This is a genomic window from Parashewanella tropica (assembly GCF_004358445.1).
Taxonomy (GTDB): Bacteria; Pseudomonadota; Gammaproteobacteria; order Enterobacterales; family Shewanellaceae; genus Parashewanella; species Parashewanella tropica.
In genome coordinates this window covers 421,344-441,124 of record NZ_CP037951.1, presented here as the reverse complement: position 1 = coordinate 441,124, position 19,781 = coordinate 421,344, and the positions used below count along the sequence as shown (strand labels likewise).

Annotated in this window: 18 protein-coding genes; 4 read left to right on the top strand and 14 right to left on the bottom strand. The window is 41.4% G+C overall.

Translation table 11 applies throughout. The features are described from left to right. Positions 1–11: 11 nt before the first annotated feature. The 5 genes from E2H97_RS01870 to rpe form a co-directional block, all read right to left on the bottom strand. Positions 12–2,381 carry an EAL domain-containing protein gene (locus tag E2H97_RS01870; protein WP_133405548.1) on the bottom strand — a complete coding sequence of 790 codons (2,370 nt, stop codon included), beginning with the start codon at positions 2,379–2,381 and terminating at the stop codon, positions 12–14. Further along, on the bottom strand, positions 2,381–3,040 hold the full coding sequence (locus E2H97_RS01865) for a carboxypeptidase regulatory-like domain-containing protein (RefSeq protein ID WP_133405547.1): 660 nt from the start codon (positions 3,038–3,040) through the stop codon (positions 2,381–2,383). The genes E2H97_RS01870 and E2H97_RS01865 overlap by 1 nt, the downstream gene beginning before the upstream one ends. A 329-nt stretch (positions 3,041–3,369) precedes the next feature. Continuing rightward, on the bottom strand, positions 3,370–4,368 hold the full coding sequence (gene trpS, locus E2H97_RS01860; protein WP_133405546.1) for a tryptophan--tRNA ligase: 999 nt from the start codon (positions 4,366–4,368) through the stop codon (positions 3,370–3,372). Between the two features lie 18 nt (positions 4,369–4,386). Beyond that, complete coding sequence (locus tag E2H97_RS01855) at positions 4,387–5,064, bottom strand: phosphoglycolate phosphatase (RefSeq protein ID WP_133405545.1); 678 nt, start codon at positions 5,062–5,064, stop codon at positions 4,387–4,389. Then, positions 5,061–5,738: a ribulose-phosphate 3-epimerase gene (gene rpe, locus E2H97_RS01850; RefSeq protein ID WP_133405544.1), complete on the bottom strand. Its 678-nt coding sequence runs from the start codon at positions 5,736–5,738 to the stop codon at positions 5,061–5,063. The genes E2H97_RS01855 and rpe overlap by 4 nt, the downstream gene beginning before the upstream one ends. Before the next feature lie 217 nt (positions 5,739–5,955). Here rpe and E2H97_RS01845 point away from each other — a divergent pair, with 217 nt between their 5' ends. Together E2H97_RS01845 and E2H97_RS01840 are read left to right on the top strand one after the other, a co-directional pair. Next, positions 5,956–6,267 carry a hypothetical protein gene (locus tag E2H97_RS01845; protein ID WP_246029041.1) on the top strand — a complete coding sequence of 104 codons (312 nt, stop codon included), beginning with the start codon at positions 5,956–5,958 and terminating at the stop codon, positions 6,265–6,267. Further along, a complete protein-coding gene (locus E2H97_RS01840; protein WP_133405543.1) occupies positions 6,267–6,452 on the top strand; it encodes a DUF2970 domain-containing protein in 186 nt (61 codons plus the stop codon). The genes E2H97_RS01845 and E2H97_RS01840 overlap by 1 nt, the downstream gene beginning before the upstream one ends. On the opposite strand, the gene E2H97_RS01835 is transcribed toward E2H97_RS01840, so the two are convergent. From E2H97_RS01835 to E2H97_RS01795, 9 genes are all read right to left on the bottom strand, one after another. Then, positions 6,449–7,288 (bottom strand): Dam family site-specific DNA-(adenine-N6)-methyltransferase, encoded by an 840-nt coding sequence (locus tag E2H97_RS01835; RefSeq protein WP_133405542.1) that lies wholly within the window; start codon positions 7,286–7,288, stop codon positions 6,449–6,451. The genes E2H97_RS01840 and E2H97_RS01835 overlap by 4 nt on opposite strands. Before the next feature lie 69 nt (positions 7,289–7,357). Beyond that, positions 7,358–8,785 carry an SPOR domain-containing protein gene (locus E2H97_RS01830; protein ID WP_133405541.1) on the bottom strand — a complete coding sequence of 476 codons (1,428 nt, stop codon included), beginning with the start codon at positions 8,783–8,785 and terminating at the stop codon, positions 7,358–7,360. 56 nt (positions 8,786–8,841) lie between these two features. Next, the gene (aroB, locus tag E2H97_RS01825; RefSeq protein ID WP_133405540.1) at positions 8,842–9,942 is read right to left on the bottom strand and encodes a 3-dehydroquinate synthase; all 1,101 of its coding nucleotides are present in this window, start codon (positions 9,940–9,942) and stop codon (positions 8,842–8,844) included. Positions 9,943–10,081: 139 nt separating this feature from the next. Further along, positions 10,082–10,597 (bottom strand): shikimate kinase AroK, encoded by a 516-nt coding sequence (gene aroK, locus E2H97_RS01820; protein ID WP_121839319.1) that lies wholly within the window; start codon positions 10,595–10,597, stop codon positions 10,082–10,084. Between the two features lie 239 nt (positions 10,598–10,836). After that, entirely contained in the window at positions 10,837–12,894 is a 2,058-nt protein-coding gene (locus E2H97_RS01815) for a type IV pilus secretin PilQ (RefSeq protein WP_133405539.1), read from the bottom strand. Between the two features lie 21 nt (positions 12,895–12,915). After that, positions 12,916–13,431 carry a pilus assembly protein PilP gene (locus E2H97_RS01810; protein ID WP_133405538.1) on the bottom strand — a complete coding sequence of 172 codons (516 nt, stop codon included), beginning with the start codon at positions 13,429–13,431 and terminating at the stop codon, positions 12,916–12,918. After that, positions 13,428–14,036 carry a type IV pilus inner membrane component PilO gene (locus E2H97_RS01805; RefSeq protein WP_133405537.1) on the bottom strand — a complete coding sequence of 203 codons (609 nt, stop codon included), beginning with the start codon at positions 14,034–14,036 and terminating at the stop codon, positions 13,428–13,430. Before E2H97_RS01805 ends, E2H97_RS01810 begins: the two co-directional genes overlap by 4 nt. Further along, entirely contained in the window at positions 14,033–14,614 is a 582-nt protein-coding gene (locus E2H97_RS01800; protein WP_133405536.1) for a PilN domain-containing protein, read from the bottom strand. Before E2H97_RS01800 ends, E2H97_RS01805 begins: the two co-directional genes overlap by 4 nt. After that, positions 14,602–15,681 (bottom strand): pilus assembly protein PilM, encoded by a 1,080-nt coding sequence (locus tag E2H97_RS01795; protein WP_133405535.1) that lies wholly within the window; start codon positions 15,679–15,681, stop codon positions 14,602–14,604. Before E2H97_RS01795 ends, E2H97_RS01800 begins: the two co-directional genes overlap by 13 nt. Before the next feature lie 339 nt (positions 15,682–16,020). Between E2H97_RS01795 and E2H97_RS01790 the strand changes: the two genes are divergently transcribed. Then, positions 16,021–18,582, top strand: a complete 2,562-nt coding sequence (locus E2H97_RS01790; protein ID WP_133405534.1) for a penicillin-binding protein 1A — start codon at positions 16,021–16,023, stop codon at positions 18,580–18,582. A 133-nt stretch (positions 18,583–18,715) separates the two neighbouring features. Next, a complete protein-coding gene (locus E2H97_RS01785; protein WP_133405533.1) occupies positions 18,716–19,648 on the top strand; it encodes a calcium/sodium antiporter in 933 nt (310 codons plus the stop codon). Positions 19,649–19,781: the final 133 nt, after the last annotated feature.

The window sequence follows — 19,781 nt, the reverse complement described above, 5'->3', positions numbered from 1 at the left end:
TTTTTTTATTCTTAAACTAAATCTGTACTTGAGGAAGTGCTGTGGTAAAAATACTCGCTTTGTAGTAACCATGACTCCAAAGCTGAACCTGAAATAGGCCTACTTAAGTGATAGCCTTGCGCCATTTCACAACCACGCTCTCTTAACCACTCAAGCGTATCTTGATTTTCCACCCCTTCGGCGACCACAGTAAGGTTTAAGTTATGCGCTAATTCTATGGTTGATTTAACGATGATCTGGTCATCGGCATTTGACATAAGCTGCTGCACAAACGAACGGTCAATTTTAACCTCATCGACAGGTAATAGCTTTAATTGCCCTAGCGACGAATAACCTGTGCCAAAGTCATCAATGGAGAGCTTAAGCCCTTTTGCTCGCCAATAACTTAATTGCATAATCGCACTGTCCAAATCAGACACAACTGCATCTTCGGTAATTTCTAATGTGAACGCAGAAATGGGTACTTGCTGCTGACTGATGGTATTCAACACCCATTGACAAAAACTGCTGTCTTTTAAGTTCTCAGCCGAAATATTAATGGCAATTCCCAGCTCAATGCCTTGTGTTCGCCATTGTTTATATTGTTTGATTGCTGTCTCTAACACCCACCGAGTCAGCGCATTCATTTGCCCTGTTTTTTCAGCAATCGGGATAAACACATCGGGCGGGATCATGCCTTTTTCTGGATGTGCCCAACGCACGAGTGCTTCGACCTTGATCACTGCATTTTTTTGCAAACACAGTTTAGGTTGGTAATACAACACCAACTCATTACTTTCAATGGCGGATTTAAGACCATTAATCAACTCTAATCGCTCTACGGTGTGCTGATCGATTTGTTTATCATAAAGCTGATATTCAAGCTTATTAGATTTAGCATATTGCAGCGCAGTGTTAGCTTGTTGTAATACCGAAAACAGGGACGAAGAGTGATTACGGATCGCAGCGCCCATAGTGAGTTCCAACTCAAGTGACAACCCTTGGTAGCGATAACGGCGCGCCATTTTTTCTCGTAATGAAGCAATCAAAAGACCGATATCATCCACCTGAAAATCATTTAGTACTAAGGCAAACTCATCACCAGAAATTCGGCAGGCGAAGCTCACATTCTTCATGCTTTCAAGACGACGTCCAACCTCTTTAATGACTTCGTCACCGACACCATGCCCAAGAGTCGCATTCACATCTGTCATGCGTCTCACATTCACTAAGCAGATCATAAACTGCTTATTTTGTTCCATCCACGTTGTTACTACCCTATCTAATTCATTTCTATTGGGTAAATTGGTTAGCGGATCATGAAAGGCTTGATAAACAATGCGTTGTTCACGGCTCAAAATGGCACTTTGCATTTCTGAAAACTCATGGGCTAATTGTGCCAGTTCAACCGTAGAGCTTTCTTTCACTTTATGATCGTAATTTCCACGCGCAATAAATTTCGCCTGTTCTATCATCTGATTAATGGGCTTGGTGATGCTTCGTGAAATATAAAAAGCCGCTAGCATGGATAAAGGCAGCATCGAAATGACTATCCATAACTGTTGCCACCATTGCTCTTTTAACGGCGCCAGCACTTGCTCACGTGGCAGGTACATGTAGGCATACAGATCTTTGCCATCAATCGCACCTAGCTTTTGACTCCAGAACAAATAACGCTGATCATTAAACTTACCGATAAGTTGGTAAGCTAAGTTCTTTAGCATATCGCTATCTGTGGTTGACGACTGGCGAAGTTCAGAAATGTTTAACTGTGGATCTAACAGCGCAAAGCCTGTTGTTAATCCCGTCTGCTGCATCAACTCTGTTGCAAGGATTGAATCGATTTTGAACCCAAAGCCTACCCAACCAAGCAAGGTATTGCCGCCTGCCGTAATACGAGAAAACTGCATTTGATAGAGGCTGCCACCCACTTGATACAGTAAGTTTACCGTTGATTGATTCTTGTCCAGCGGTATTGGAAAAGCCTCCCCTTGCTCGGGGCCTAAACGGTAGCGGGTTTGTCCTTTGGTATTTTTTCCACTGATCAATTGAGCAATGATTTGGCCATCTTTGTTCACCGACATGGATAAATTCGCTTTAATGCGGCGTTGGTGATTGCCTAGTGCCGTTAGAAAGCTACCAGTGTCGTCTTCGATAAACACTTCTTTCAAGCTGTAATCTTGAGAAACCACCTCTGAAAAAACGCCAAGATAGAAGCTACGCGTATCAAATTGGTTTTTGAATACTTCAACCGCATTCGAAATTCGACTGCTGATTTGTTGCTGCTCAAGTTGCTTGTGAGATTGATAAGACATCCAAAACGAAAAGCCTTGAATGATGATCAGCAAGACAACAAAAAATAAAAAGATCCGCGCTTGTAGCTTATTCCAAAATCGAGGCATCAGTATGATTCCCAAAATTCGAATTCATCTATCGTTTTTTGCTGAGGAATAGGAAGAATATCCGCCGTCACCTTAATGGTTAACGGATCTTTTTTTGGCAAGGTTACTTGGCTTGTTTGCTGTTGAGCTTCAGCTTGAAGTTGAGGATGCCATACAACCAATTGATATTCACCACTTGGAACACTGTTAAAATGAATGTTCCCATCTTTATCGGTTAGTCCATAAAACGGCGTATCTACGACTTTCAAATAACTGCTCATCCAGTCATGCACATTGCAACCTAGAGCAACCTCGCCCGCTTTAGTCATTTGCAGCACATCACTTTTCGACTGTTTCGGCATTTTGATTGAAAATCGCTTAACACCCGCAGCTGAATAAACATGATGAGAAATGTTATCTTCATTAGTAATGGCGACCTTACTTCCTGCTCGCATTACTAAAATGTAAGGAGAGAATTGTTTGTCCTTTTGTCTAACAATCTGAGGCGTTTCTGGAATAGGGAATGCAGATAAATCGACAGTGATTGATGGCTTCAGGTACACAACCATATTGGCTAAAGGCTTTGAATTGTTATCAATAACAGTGACTTGGCTAGCCCAAGCTACAGGTGCCAACATCAATAACACCAGCCATGCTGATAACCGTTTCACACACTTCATTTTTACGCCCTTAAACTGAGTTGCCACTCTTGTCTTTAATTTATTGTTTTAACTGATTTTAATTTGAGTTTTTATAAAACTTTTTTATGGAATAAACGTATCTTTTTCAAAGACAGATGAACTCGGATAAAACTTTCCCACACATGCAAAAAATATACATTCTAATGTATTACTACTCAAAACTCAGCGTAGAAGTTAACAAAAAGCGGTAATAGATGCACTTAGAATCAGTGTTTTTTTGTTACATTAAGTAAGAAGTCGTATATCTTTTATACAAAAACAAAAAACCCGACATTAGCAGTCGGGCTTTCGATAAATCTGATTGTAATTTATACAATTAAACCGATCTTTTCATACACTTTTTTCAGCGTCACTTCAGCACGGGCTTGCGCTTTTTCTGCACCTTCTTTCATGACCGCATCAAGATACGCTTGATCGGCACGGATTTGACGATAACGCTCTTGTAAAGGCTCAAGCATAGCCACAACGGCTTCGCCAGTCGCTACTTTTAAATGACCGTACATTTTGCCTTCAAACTCGGCTTCAAGTTCAGCAATAGAGCGACCTGTCGTACCAGACATAATACTGAGTAAGTTAGAAACACCTGGCTTGTTTTCAACATCAAAAGCAACTCTTGGTGGCTCTTCGGAGTCAGTCACGGCTTTTTTGATCTTTTTAAGAACTTTTTTCGGATCTTCCAATAACCCAATCACATTATTGTTATTGTCATCCGACTTAGACATCTTCTTGGTTGGATCTTGCAATGACATCACTTTCGCCCCTAAAGGCGGAATGAAAGGCTCAGGAATGGTAAAAGTATCACCGTATGCGTTATTAAAACGAGTCGCGATATCACGGGTGAGTTCAAGGTGCTGCTTTTGGTCTTGCCCCACTGGAATTTCATTGGCTTGATAAAGCAGAATGTCAGCCGCCATCAGCACAGGGTAACCAAACAAGCCGACATTAATGTTATTGGCATGCTTTTGTGATTTATCTTTAAACTGAGTCATACGATTCAGTTCACCCATTTGTGCATAACAATTTAACGCCCAGCTTAGTTGGGTATGTTGCGGTACTTGAGATTGAATAAACACCGTACTCTTTTTAGGATCAACGCCGCAAGCAAGATATAAGGCTAATGTATCTAAGCAGGCTTCACGCAATGCTTTAGGATCTTGCCTTACTGTGATGGCATGTAAATCAACCACACAATACAAGCAGTCGTGACTGTCTTGCATTTGTACCCACTGGCGAAGTGCGCCCATGTAATTTCCTATGGTTAATTCACCAGAAGGCTGTGCGCCACTCAGTACAATGGGTTTGGTCATTGCTTTACTTACTCCTAATTAAGATTGGGCGTTTACCCAGTTTTCAATGTGATGAAAATTATCAAATACGGCATCAGGGCCGCAAAGGCCAATATCTTCCCCGTAGTTATAGCCATAGGTCAAGCCTATTGAGGCAATTGAGGCCGCTTTTGCCGCTAAAATATCATTTTTCGAATCACCAACCATTAATAGCTGATAATTTTCCAGCTGCCACTGCTCAAGAATATGCGTCAAAGGTAACGGATCAGGCTTTTTCTTTGGTAGCGTATCACCACCAAGAATTAAACTAAAGTATGCCTCGATGCCAAAAGCTTTTAATAACGGCTTAATAAACTGCTGAGGTTTATTGGTTACTATCGCCATTTGATAGCCTTGTAGATGCAACTGTGCCAGCGTAGCCTTCACACTCGGATACAAGCGACTGTGTTGATTAAGGTGTAAATCATAATGACGCATAAACACCGCCAAAGCTTCAGCCAACATCGAAGGCTGAGGAGACTCTGCCGTAGACCACTTTAGGGCGCGCTGGACTAATACTTCTGCACCATTTCCCACCCAAGAACGCACTTGATCTTCAGAAGTAAGCTCTAAATTGAGCTCCATCATCATACCATTTACCGCGGCAGCCAGATCTGGCACACTATCGACTAAGGTGCCGTCTAAATCAAAGGCGATGGCTTTGAATCGGCGAGTCATTTGCTGTCAACCTTTGCCAATTCATCACGCATCGTATCAATCACAGTCTTGTAGTCAGGCTGATTAAAAATGGCTGAACCTGCCACGAACATATCGGCACCAGCGGCTGCAATCTCGGCAATGTTATCGACTTTTACGCCACCATCAATTTCTAAACGAATATCACGTCCACTTGCATCAATGCGACGGCGAACTTCACGCAATTTATCAAGAGTATTAGGAATAAAAGACTGTCCACCAAAACCAGGATTTACTGACATCAATAAAATCACGTCGACTTTGTCCATAACATAGTCAAGGTAATGGAGGGGGGTAGCAGGATTAAACACTAAACCCGCTTTGCAGCCAGCATCTTTAATAAGCTGCAAGCTGCGATCAATATGATCTGACGCTTCTGGATGAAAGGTTATAATAGAGGCCCCTGCATCAATAAAGTCTGGAATGATGCGATCGACAGGCTTAACCATAAGGTGAACATCAATATCGGCGGAAATGCCATAATCACGTAATGCCTTACATACCATAGGGCCGATGGTTAAGTTGGGCACATAATGGTTATCCATCACATCAAAGTGAACCACATCAGCTCCAGCACTGATGACGTTTTCAACTTCTTCACCAAGGCGAGCAAAGTCGGCAGATAAAATGGAAGGAGCAATCAGAAAAGGACGCATACAAGACTCTTTTATAAGATAGAGGATAATTTAACCTTATTTTACTCTCGGAATGCCATTCGCTCTAGTCTTGATCTATTAATTATTGAGCCGGATCAGCCCTCTAAAGATATGACTTAAATTAGCTGTTTAAATTACAATCGATAATGGGTTATAATCGCGAGTCGGTATGGTTATCAAAAGGGTTAACATCGTGGCGATATTAGGGAAAATAAACTTGAAGAAACACAAATTCAAGCTTGCCATGGGACTGACAGTGACCTTCTCTGCTATGACGCTTTTGGCGGTTCAATCAACACACTCACAATCCTATTGTGCTAATCATAATTCCGTAGATTATAATCAGATGCTACCTAGCAACCATCCTGTTAACCGCTGTTCCAGCCAAGCGAAACAAGTTAATTGGGGAAGCTGGCTTACTGGTGATAGCGATTCAAATCAATTCCACTTTTTTGATTTATTTGAGTTATTACACAGTGGTCGCGACCATCAGATCCCACAAAACAGTGACAGCATTCCAACCCAGTAATGCTGAAATTATTCTGGCAAGTCCTAACCAGCACCCTCGCCGCTTTCTTTGGAGTACAAAGCGATAAAAATCGGCAGCGAGATTTTCAAATGAGTTCGCCCGTTCCCTTTATCGTGATGGGAATTGTCCTAGCGGCTTTACTGGTATTAACCTTAATTTTGATTGTGCGTTTTGTTATCGACTAGTTTTCAGGTAAGTGATAATGCTCGTCGTATAAAGCAATCAATTCATCGACTTTAGTTCTGCCACTGCCTTTTTGACTGATATTGCGCTGCACTTTAATTTGATCAAACATGGCACCGTGATATAACTCCCGAGTTAACGGAATGTCATGGTTACTGATCACTACTGGAATATTCTTTTCGCGAGCCACTAAGCGGGCACGTCGAGCCAATAATGCTTGATCATCTAAACTAAACCCAGCCCCAACATAAGTGGTAAAGCTCGCCGTCGTCGACAGCGGTGCATAAGGCGGATCGCAATAAATCACATCACCGGCTTTGGCTAAATCAAAGGCTTGTTCATATCCAACACATTTAAATTCAGCTTGCTGGGCTTTCTCGGCAAATGCCAACAGCTCTTTTTCTGGGAAATAAGGTTTCTTATACGAACCAAAAGGAACATTGAATCCTCCTTTGCGGTTATAACGGCATAAACCATTAAAGCCATGACGGTTCATATATAAAAACCACAGAGAACGATCGAATTTATTATTGGTTTGATTAAAAGCTTCTCTGATCTCGTAGTAAGCGTCTTTGCGATTCATCTCAGGTACAAATAGCTTTCGAGATTCTTTAATATATCGCTCAGGAGTACGTTGCAAAATCTGATAAAGATTGATCAGATCTTGGTTTATATCACACAGCAAGTATGAGGAATAGTTGGTATTTAAAAAAACACTACCAGCCCCCACAAAAGGTTCCACCAAGCGTTGCCCTTCAGGTAAGGATTCTTTTAGCTTATCGACAAGCTTAAATTTACCACCAGCCCACTTTAAAAAGGCTCTGTTTTTATTGGTCATTGACTGGCTTTATTCCAAGTGAAGGATTAAGAAAGATCACGATTGTACGATGATTTGTAAAGGATTTCATTAGCGAAAATTATAGCCTTTTAATGCTGACCACCTTCGAAGCCAAGGAGCTGGCAGCTTAGTCTTTGCTTTTAATTTTTTTATCGTTTGCTGCGCGTCGCTACGAGTAGCAAAATCTCCCAATACAACCACCCATTTTCGATTGTACTGAGCCACTCTAACGTCTTGCCAACCATCAAGTTTCTTCAACAACTTATTAAGGGAGTCTTTATGAGTCATGGTCGCCAGCTGTAATGTGTAGCCTTGAGAGTATTTAGGCGTAAAGTGCAAGGGGACGGTTTTATCCACCACTTTGCTTGGGGTTTGAACTGTTTTCGGTGGCTTATCTACAATTGGTTTTGTCTTAGCAACGGCCTGTTGTACCTTCGCAGAGGGTACAACATTTGGGCTTATCTCATCTTGCGTGGTTTCGATCGTAGAAATGACCTTATTTTCTATAATAGGCTCTACTGGCTTAGGGTTTTGGCGTTGCTTATTTTCCACAACCGTTACCGACTTTTGCTCCGGCAATATAAGCTCAGATTGAGTATCAGGTTTTGCCTTTTCAACTACAGAAGTAGCCTGAGGTTCTGGTTTTCCAGAGGTACTGATTTTAGTTGAATCATTATCGGCTGAGCTTGTCTTCAACTTTGCAGGATCACCCACTATTTTCAATTTTGTCGAGTTTATGCTTTGGTTTTCCTCTATGGCACTTGAGCTATACAACTGCCAAAAAGCGAACAAACCCAACAAGCTTAGACAACAAGCAACACACAATTTCATCAATAGAGAAAAAGGTTTTTTAGATTGCGTTTCTTGCTTTCCCATCAATGCATTGACAATATCATTAGGGTAAACCGCTGCATCACCAAAGTCAGGCCTGCTTAATACCTGTTCTCTCCCATGCGATTGCTGTCCCATCAACAACAAATATAAATTGTATTGTTCTTCTTCTGATAATGGTTCAATTTGCAGTGTAGTAAATATTTCATTCTCAGCAGCCAACTCATTCTCTAACATTTCAGCGAATGCCGTCGATACTGCTGCAATGACACCTATCGGCTGCTCCGCAACTTGCATTTGTGACAAGGTCATCAACTCAGCAAGCAATGTGATTGATAAACGATGGGCGTCATCCAATAGAATCAATATTGGTTGCTGAATAAAATGCTGATTGGCAACCAGCGTATCAGATAAGGAAAGTTCATCATCAAAAACGGATTCATCAAGTAATTGAACCCAAATTTTACGACGGATCTCAGCATCATCAGCATACTCAGGGCATGCGACATAAGCGCATAAATGCTCATTAGCTTGCTCTTTAACTGTGCTAAGAATGGTGGTTTTGCCGCTTCCACTCTCACCGCAAAGTAATTGTAATTGCTCGACATAACTGGCGTTATGCCATAAACGCTCAACTAAAGATTGTTGTGAAACTAATAACGCCATGATTTGCAGATGAACTTTACATTGCTAAATAGAAGGTAAGGTACAGAGTCATCTCACTAGACACTGAGTACTTTTGATAACACTGATTGTGGAGCTTGCGAAGTCACCACAGTATTACCGATTGCTTGAGGTAAAATGAGCCGCAGCTGACCATCTTGTACTTTTTTATCTCGTTGCATCAAAGCAAGCATTGTTTCGCCACTAAAATCTTCAGGTTTCGTTGTCGGCAATCCAAACGCTGAAATTAAAGCCGTAACACGATCAACGACTTGCTGGGAAACCCATCCCATTTCTTGAGACGTTTGAAAAGCCATCACCATACCCGCTGCCACAGCTTCTCCATGCAACCAGTTTCCATAGCCTAAACCGGTTTCAATGGCATGACCAAAGGTATGACCTAGGTTTAATAACGCACGGCAACCTCGCTCAGTTTCATCTTGCGCGACGATTTCTGCTTTAATTTCACAGCAGCGTTTAATCGCTTGAATTAACACTTGCGGCTGCTTAGCCTTGAGTGCTTCCTGATTGAGCTCTAACCATTCAAAGAAGCTTTGATCCCATAATAAACCATACTTGATCACCTCAGCCATTCCGGCCGCAAACTCTCTATCTGGTAAAGTATTTAAGAAATCAGTATTAATTAGCACTAATTTTGGCTGATGAAAACTACCAATCATGTTTTTACCCAGCGTATGATTAACGGCTGTTTTACCACCCACCGATGAATCTACTTGTGCCAATAAGGTCGTTGGAATTTGAATAAAATCGACACCACGTTGATAGCACGCAGCAGCAAATCCCGTCATATCACCAATAACACCACCACCTAAGGCCATCAGCATACAATCACGAGCGTATTGCTTTTCAAGCAAAGCATCAAATATGCGATTGAGGTGTGTCATATCCTTAAATTGCTCGCCATCGGGTAAAACGACAACTTCAATATGACTTGCATTACTTTGTTGGCATAAGGTTTTTGTTTGCTCAAGGTATAAAGGCGCGACTGTATCATTGGTTACAATCAATAACTTTTTGTCCTGCGCCAGAGCTTTGAACTCATTGATGATCTGAGTATTGTTCGAGGCGTTTGCAAACACCTGCTGATCAATAAATATCGAATAACTACGGCTATCAAGTTGAACGAGAATACTTTCCATGGTGAATCCTAAGTAATAATAGCTCCCTGCCTACCAAGAGTACGCAGTATAACCTGAGTAGTTAAAGATAATAGAATGAGAATTTCGCGCAGCTAAAATGTATAGAGAATAACATTTGGCTGCGCGGAATAAAGTGTAATTAAAAACCTAATTTTTCAATAATTTGGTTTGCAACTACTTTTGCACTTTGATCGTCAGTTTTAACAACGACGTCTGCAATCTCTTCATAAAGAGGATTACGAGTTTCAGCTAACGTTTCCAATACTTCACGTGGATCATCCACTTGCAGTAAAGGACGACGCTTATCGCGCTGTGTGCGAGCAACTTGCTTGTCGATAGTCGTTTCAAGATATACCACAAAACCACGAGCAGAAAGGTAGTTACGGATATCTTTACTTTCGATTGAACCACCCCCAGTGGCCAATACGATACCTTGCTTTTCAGAAAGATCTGAAATCACTTTAGTTTCGCGAAGACGGAAACCTTCCTCGCCTTCAACATCAAACACCCATGCAATGTCCGCACCTGTACGGTGTTCAATCTCTTGGTCGGAATCATGGAATTCTAAATGTAGCATCTGCGCCAAATGGCGACCGATAGTACTTTTACCTGCGCCCATTGGGCCAATAAGAAAAATATTACGTTTTTCAGCCATTGTTTATACGTCTGAATCTTATGAAATGTTTGCCAATACCGATGGACGTGCCAATCGACCTATTTATTACCTTGCTCTTAAGAGACTTGACTGCGGATTATCTCAGTTTAGCTCTATCCTTGGCAAGTAGTGCGCACGATTAATGAGTGATTATATGAGCACGATTATTACTTTACGGTAATAAAAAAGCCCAAATAAAGCATAGCACACTCTACTTAGGCTTATGTATTAAAACAGATTTATAACTGGTAAGTAACGATTTTAGGCGTGACAAAAATCAGTAATTCGCGTCGTTCATTTTTTTCTTGAGTGTTTCTAAATAAGTACCCAAGATACGGAATATCACCCAAAATTGGCACTTTGCTAACATTGTTAATAAGATTGCGTTGATAAATACCACCTAACACAATCGTGTCACCATTTTTAACTAACGCTTGAGTACCGATACGTTGGGTGTCGATAGAAACAGCATCACCAACTGCTGTTGGAACGGTTTCACCTCGAGAGTCTTGAGTGATTTTTAAATCCAATATGACTCGATTATCAGGTGTAATTTGTGGGACTACCTCTAAAAGAAGGACTGCTGGCTTAAAGGTTACCGACGTAGCCCCGCTTGATGTTGCTTGTACAAACGGAATTTCAATACCCTGTGAAATATAACCCTTTTGCTGATTCGATACCGTTAATCGAGGGCTAGCCACAATTTCAGCCTTATCCTCTTGCTCTAACGCACTTAACTCAAGATCTAATAAGGTACCATCAGCCAGTTTTGCTACATGGAAAGCGATACCGGCAGCATTATCATTTCGAGCGGGTAAGTTTACATTTAATCGATCCGACAAAGATGGGATTCGGCCATTCGCAATGGCATTCGCTCCTTCCAAAGAACCTGAAGTACCATCTCGACCTTGTTGATCACTAAAGCCCCATCGTACCCCAAGATCTTCGGCCACATTGTCTCTTACGGTAACCACACGCGCCTCGATTTCCACTTGGCGAATAGGCACATCAATAATCTTAACTAAGCGGTGAACACTCTCAATGGTGTCCGCAGTGTCTTTCACCAACAAAGTATTCGTACGTTCATCAACGGCTACTGAGCCACGCTTAGTCAGCAAACTCGAATCTTCATTTTTCAGTAAGCTGGCAATATTAATTGCTTTGGCGTAATTAATTTGAATATATTCAGAGAACAGCGGCGCAAGCTTTTCGACTTCTTGCTTATTTTTCAGCTGCTGTGACTCTCGAATAGCGAGCTCTTCCGCTGGCGCAACCATCAAAATATTACCTTCGATGCGCTTACCTAAGCCTTTGGTTTGCAAAATCAGATCTAAGGCTTGATCCCAAGGCACTTGATCTAATCTCAGCGTAATATCGCCTTCTACTGTGTCAGATACAATCAAGTTAAACTGATTCATGTCTGCAATAATTTGTAGCGCAGTTCGAACTGAAATGTTTTGGAAATTTAGAGTAAAGGCTTTGCCTGAATACGTTTTTTCTTTTTTTATGGCTGCTTCGCGAACCACCTTATCCACATTCAGCCTTAACGTATTGCCTTCTTGGTTGTAGCGGTACTCATACTCGCCATCCACATCCACCATAACGCGGGAGATCAAGTCGTCACGAAAAGTCTCAAAACTTTTTATCGGGGTATCAAAATCATTCACATCAACGATATACAGTAAGTCATCATTGATCTCAGTATTAAAAAACTTAACTTCTAACTTGGCACCGACTTGCTCAATATCAACTGCAATAGAACGGTTGTTAAACTCAACGATAAGTTCACTGCCACCAGATTGAGAGCGCTTAAAATCGATATTCTTAATGCTATTAACAAAGGATTGTGTCGTTTGCTGATTTTGATCGCTTTTTTGCACAGCATCATTCACCGTCAATCGATAGCGGTTTCCTATCACTCGGCCTTGATAAGGTAAAACTTGTTCCATAGCTAAAGTCAAATGCAAGCTTGAACCTTGTTGTTCGACTTGTAGGCCATCAACACCGACTTTATCAATTAGGATGGAATCTTTACCAAGATCAGAAACACTGTCGGCGAAATGTAACTCTAGCTTAGCCGGATTGGCTTTCATATCTGAAGTCGGTACCGCAATATCATTTTCAAATAAAAATTCAATTTCTAATTGATGATCCACAACGGCATGATATTGGACATCCAATAAACGATTGGCACTCATGGCTTGAGGGATCATAGCCAACAAGGAAAACAACCCGATCCAGACATTCAGTCTGAAGCTCTTCAGGTTTAAAATACGGTTAATGATTGTAAAATCCATTAGTAATTTGTCCTTTCTTGGCTACTCACTGGTCAACTCCATGGCACTAATACGCTCAGTCCAACATCCTGATCCGTCAGGAATCAACTCAATAATATCAATTCTGTTATCTAATATTCTTACGATTTGCCCATGGTACAAACCTAAAAATTGCCCAGTTCCTGAACGGTAAATACTGCCATCACTGGTTTCTATTAACGCCCATATCCGGCCATCTTGAGTGATCGATCCTCGCATCTTCAAGTTGTCCAATGCATAAGTTTCCAATCGACTTTTTCTTCTTGCCAAGTCAGGTTGCAGACAATTTTTACTCGAGTCGATTACTTCTTCAGTTAATTCTCGAGATGGCGGAGAAAAAGGGCTTCGAAGTAATTCTGCGTGATACGCAAAGTGTTCAAATTTAGGCGCTTCTTTTATCGCTGGGATGTGAGCCACATGCTGAGCTTTAGTTGTGGTCACAAACAACTCAAGATCGGTGCGATCTTTTGAACAACCGGTTAAAGCAAAAAAGGCCGTCAGCAATATCAGTCGCTTCATTTTTTGCTCCCTTTGCTTTTTTCTTGCTCTTTGGCATTTTTAAAGCGGTATGTTTTGGCCAAAATGTCCATTTCTAATTGGCCATCAGGAGCTTGCTTTATGACAAAATCATGTAAGCTCACAATACGGGGAAGCTTAGCGACACTGCTTACCATGGAACCGATTTCATGGTAGTCGCCTTTAACGGATAAATTGATCGGAAACTCTAAATAAAAGTCCTTTGGGATCTCTTGCTCCCAATTGATCCGATTGATTTTTAAACCTGCATCCGTCGCCACAAAGGTTAAATCATCGAGTAATCCAGGCATTTCATTTTGTGACGGCAACATCTTTAACAGTTCAGAGAACTGATCTTCCAACTGAGTTAATTGCTCACGATACAATTTTAAGTTCGAGGCCATTTGATATTTCAGTTTAAATGACTCACGCAGTTCCTGTTCTTTATCTTGCATTCGACTCAGAGAGTTAAGCTCATCCGATACGATAAAGTAATAGCTAAAAACCAGTACAATTACGGACAAAAGTCCACCAAAGACAATTTTGACTTCTTTGGGCCAGATACCAATATTTTCTAAATCGAGGTCATTGAATTGATCTAGGTTCATCTTTTTTCTCCTAGATCAAGTTCCGTTCCATTTACAGGATCTTCTGCAATGATCGCCCTCATATTGAAATACTGGAACTGTCTTGTTTCTACGTCTTTTGTGGTAATTTCTTTGGTACTGGCATCATGCAGCCATTTTGAAATCTCAATTTTGCGCATCATGTTTGATACATGATTATTAGATTCACTGCGACCTTCAATCCACAATAAATCGCCCTTTTTTTCTATGGTAGATAAATAAATACCTGCTGGAGTGACACGAACCATTTCATCTAAAACATGAGTAGGAAGGTTTCTGGCTTGCTGTAAATCCAAAATAATATCGGTACGGCGTTCAATGTCTTGTTTACGAAGGTTGATCCCTTGGATTTCTTTGATCTGGCCTTCAAGTAACTGAATTTCTGACTGCAAGTAGGCATTACGATCTCGTTGCTCAGCCTTTAAATAATCGATATACATCAAACCCAAATACACCACGGCACACGTTGCAATAAAAACCAAACCTAACACGCCCATATAGTCGCGCTTTTTCTTTTCTCTGGCTTCTTCACGCCATGGAAGTAGGTTTATGTTCGCCACGGGGTATAACTCCTCAAAGCTAAACCACACGCAACCATATATTTGCTGATATGATTTTTCAGTACTGGTTCATCCTTTTCGCTGGCAGTAACATTACCTTCTAAAGGATTTGCAATTACCGCGTGAACGCCTAACTCGTTGGTGATCAAATTTGCCATTCCTTCTAATTTGGCAGTGCCCCCTGATAACACAATATAGTCGACGTTATCGATGTTGGTATTTGCACAAAACACTTGAATCGATTTTTTGATTTGCTGTAACAGTTGCGCCTGAAATGGCGAAAGCACCTCATACATATAGTCTCTGGGTAACTCACCTGTGACTTTTGCCTTTTCAGCTTCATCGTAACTCATGCCATAAAACGACTGAATTGACTGAGTAAATTGATCCCCGCCAAACGCCTGTTCACGGGTAAATATGGTCTCCCCTTCTTTGGCTACGGCAAAAGTCATGATATTTGCCCCCATATCAACCATCATTACAGATTTATCAAAGGCATCGTCGGGAAGTTGACCTAATATTAATTCGTGAGCACGCCCCAACGCATATCCTTCTACATCGATCACTTTAGCGTCTAAATCCACGCTATTTAGGGCATCGACTTTGGCATCAATATTTTCGGTGCGACAGGCACTGAGTAACACATTGACTTTACTAGCATCGGTTGGGTTTGTTTGCAGAGTTTCGAAATCAATACTGACTTCATCTAAGGGATAAGGGATCAAACTGTCGGCTTCAATTTCAATCTGAGCTTCCATTTCTTCTTCGCTCAGGTTCGCATCCATAAAAATCACTTTGGTCAATACGGCCGAACCGGAAACAGAAGCAGCGGCTATTTTTACGGTTTTAGGCAAACGACGTTTAACTAACTCCAGCGCATCGATCACTGCAGCCTCATCAAGAATATGATGATCACTTACCGCTCCCTTTTTAACAGGAACGGCAGCATAGCTATTTATTTTGTAACCATCCGTGGTTTTGCTCAACAAAACGGCCTTGATTTCATGAGCACCAATATCAATCCCGACCATTTGTGGAGTTAAACGCTTCCATAAGTTTGAAAACATATTTTTGTTATCACTTCACCGTAAAAGTTATTGTAATTAGTGTGGAAGAGTAAAAATTACCTACATTTTGTACAGTTATTATGCATCTACTGGTAATTTTCTCAATACTTTTATTTATAATACAAATAAAAGCAACAAAAAATTAACCACAAAATAAGATACCGATAAATATATTTTTTCGATACTCCCGATCTGAATAAACGACCATTATTCAACCAATAAAATTACAACAATTTGACACTTTCTAGTGAACTTGACACATTTCTGCCATCCACATTGGCTCTTTTTCTGTTTATACTAACCACATTAAAGACATAACGATGAGTTGGAATACGCTACGTGAAATGGATCAAACGATTAGGGGTACTCTTTATCAGTTCTCTACTTCTTGCTATTGCAGGTATTGGTGGAGCTTATTGGTATGTATCGCCCGATCTTCCAGATGTTGCGACTCTCAAGACTGTCCAGCTTCAAACACCACTTAGGATCTACAGTAAAGACGGTAAATTGATTTCACAATTTGGTGAAAAGCGCCGTATCCCACTCAAGCTAAAAGACATCCCTAAACCCATGATTGATGCATTTCTAGCAACTGAGGATGCACGTTTTTATGATCATGGTGGCATCGATCCTATTGGTGTAGTAAGAGCCGCCTTCGTAATGCTCTCGACTGGGCAAAAAAAGCAAGGTGCTTCAACCATCACCATGCAGGTTGCTCGTAACTTCTTTCTAACTCGTGATAAGACCATTATCCGTAAAGTGAAAGAAATTTTTATTTCTTTTCATATCGAGCAATTACTGACCAAAGATGAAATTTTAGAACTCTACCTTAATCGAATTTATCTTGGGCAACGTGCTTATGGCGTAGGAGCCGCAGCTCAAGTCTATTATGGAAAAGACGTTAAAGACTTAACTTTACCAGAAATGGCCGTCATTGCTGGATTACCTAAAGCTCCTTCGACGCTGAACCCAATCACTTCGGCTAGACGGGCTATCGCCAGACGAAATATCGTCTTGCTGAGAATGAAAGATGTTAATGCCATTACTCAAGCACAATATGATGAAGCCATTCATGCACCGAATACCGCCTCTTATCATGGTGCTGAAATTGACCTGTATGCGCCCTATATTTCTGAGATGGCCAGAAATTATATGGTGGACAAGTACGGCCGAGAGCAAGCGTATACCGGTGGATATAGCGTTTACACCACGATTTCATCTAAGCTGCAATTAGAAGCGCAATCGGCATTAAGAAATAACGTGTTTGCATACGATGAACGGCATGGCTACCGTGGCGCTACAGCAACACTATGGGCACCAACAGCACTTCCTTCAGAAATCCCGTCAAATAACGCTCTTATTACTATTTTAAAAAAGACAGCATCCGTTTTGTCTTTACGCCCAGCAGTGGTCACACAGGTTGATGAAAAGCAAGCTACTGTTTTTACGGCCAATGGTGAAAGCACGGTTATCAACTGGGATGGTCTAAAATGGGCTAGGCCCTTTATCTCAGACAGTAAACAAGGCCCTGCTCCCAAAACGGCTTATGAGATTTTACAGGCTGGGCAACAAATTTGGATAAGAAAAAACGCTGAACATTGGCAACTATCGCAAATCCCTCAGGTAGCGAGTGCGATGGTCAGCTTAAACCCGCATGACGGTGCGATTGAATCATTAGTCGGTGGCTTTTCCTTTGGTAAAAGTCAGTACAACAGAGTGACTCAAGCACAGCGACAATTGGGTTCTAACATTAAGCCTTTTATTTATGCTTCTGCGCTTGAAAAAGGCTATACCTTAGCGACATTAATTAATAACGCCCCGATTAATGAACCCGATATTCGTCAAGGTATTGCATGGCGCCCTAAAAACTCCCCTGATGTATACGGTGGCCCCACTAGATTACGAGTAGGATTAGCGAAATCAATCAACGTAATGGCGGTAAGAGCCTTACGCATGGCAGGACTTACAGCTACTCGAAATCGCCTTATGGATTTTGGTTTTACGCCAGATGAACTACCTAAAAACGAATCCATTGCCTTAGGTTCACCAGCAGTAACCCCGATGCAAGTAGTTCGTGCTTTTAGTGTATTTGCCAATGGCGGATACTTAGTCGAACCCTACTTTATTAGTGAAATAAAGGATTCTGACAATACTGTTATACATCAAGCCCATCCTACACTGGCTTGTGAGCCTATCGAAAAAAATGAAACCGATGCTCAATGGGAAGCAACCTTAGCGGCGCTGTCCGCTGAACAGGGAATTGAATACAAATCAGAATCGGATAGCGTTGGTAAATGCGATACCAGCAAACCACATCGTTATGCTGAAAAAGTGATTAGTGAGCAAACCGCCTTTTTGATCCGTCAAGCCCTTAAAAGCACCATTTGGGGTGGAGGTAACTGGAGTAAAGGCAACGGCTGGAATGGTACAGCTTGGCGTGCCCAAAGAGTCGTTAATCGTCGTGATATCGCTGGGAAAACAGGAACAACCAACGAATCCAAAGATACTTGGTTCAGTGGATTTAATCCTAATTTGGTTACGACCGTTTGGGTCGGTTTTGATGATCATTCAAGAGAATTAGGACGTACTGCTTGGAATGCCAATGCTGGCCAAGGGCAGATCTCTGGCGCTGAATCAGGAGCGAAAACGGCAGGACCGGCATGGAATGCATTTATGCGTGATGCGTTAAAAGGCACACCTGAAGTTACAGATCCTCCTCCTGAAAACATTATTTCCGTTCGAATCGATCTCAAGACAGGTAAATTAACCCATAAAACCGATTATACGACTCGGTTTGAATATTTCATTAAAGGCACTGAACCCACTGAATATGTGAATGGCAATAACGATGACGAGAATATCTTCATCGACGCCAACAGCCAAGAGTCCCTTTTTCAATAACATTAGACAGGTAAGGCATCACGCCTTGCCTGTTGTAACGATTGATAACTTAATACTGACATATTGTGTCAATCTCAGAGAAAAATGCGTATCCTAAGCGCACTACAATTTATCGGTCACAACTACACAACTCATGCTTATTTTTCTTTCTATCGTAGGTGGATTCCTTATCCTCACCTTAGGTGCAGAAGCTCTCGTTCGAGGAGCAAGTGCACTTGCGCTTCGCCTAGGCGTTACCCCTCTTATTATTGGTCTAACTATTGTCGCCTTTGGTACTAGTGCACCTGAATTAGCCGTGAGCTTAAAATCGGCGCTCGCTGGCAGTTCAGGTATCGCACTGGGCAACGTTATTGGATCGAACATTGCCAATATAGGTTTGATTCTAGCCATTACAGCCATCATTAGACCGATAAAAGTGCAATCTCAAATCGTAAAACGCGACATTCCTTTAATGATTGCGGTCACGTTATTATTTGGAGGGTTATTACTGGATGGTGAACTCGATATTGCCGATGGTATAACGCTTACTTTAGTCCTGATTTGCTATTTGGTATATGGCTATTATGATGCTAAAAAGACGGGGGATGTTGAAGAGCTCCCTGACGGTAATTACACGCCAGCCATATCAGCAATCCTGATCATCCTTGGTCTAGTGATGTTAATTGGTGGTGGCATAATATTCGTTGATGGTGCTGTTGATTTAGCTCGCCAATTTGGAATCTCTGAAATCATCATAGGACTCACTGTGGTCGCGATTGGTACCAGTATGCCTGAGTTAGCCACCTCTGTAGTCGCAGCAAGAAAAGGCGAGAGTGATATCGCCCTTGGTGGCGTTGTCGGCTCTAACCTTTTTAACATTTTGGCGGTATTAGGCATTACAGCCATAATCCATCCAATCTCAGCAGATGGTTTAGAAGTGGTTGATTTTAGCACTATGCTAGGCCTATCACTGCTAATGCTACCTTTTGCCTACACTGGAAAAATCATCAGTCGCATGGAAGGCGTGGTGTTACTTATTATTTACCTTGCTTACATGTCTTATATTGTCAGTGAAGCCTTGATTTAAAAGCATCTCTTTTGATGGCTTGTATTATACGAGCCATCAACTAATGACATTTGTCATCTTGTTTTGATGACCTTTGTGCCTGCCCTTTTTTACTCCCATCTTTAATAATTGTTTCCGTACTCGACATTAACCG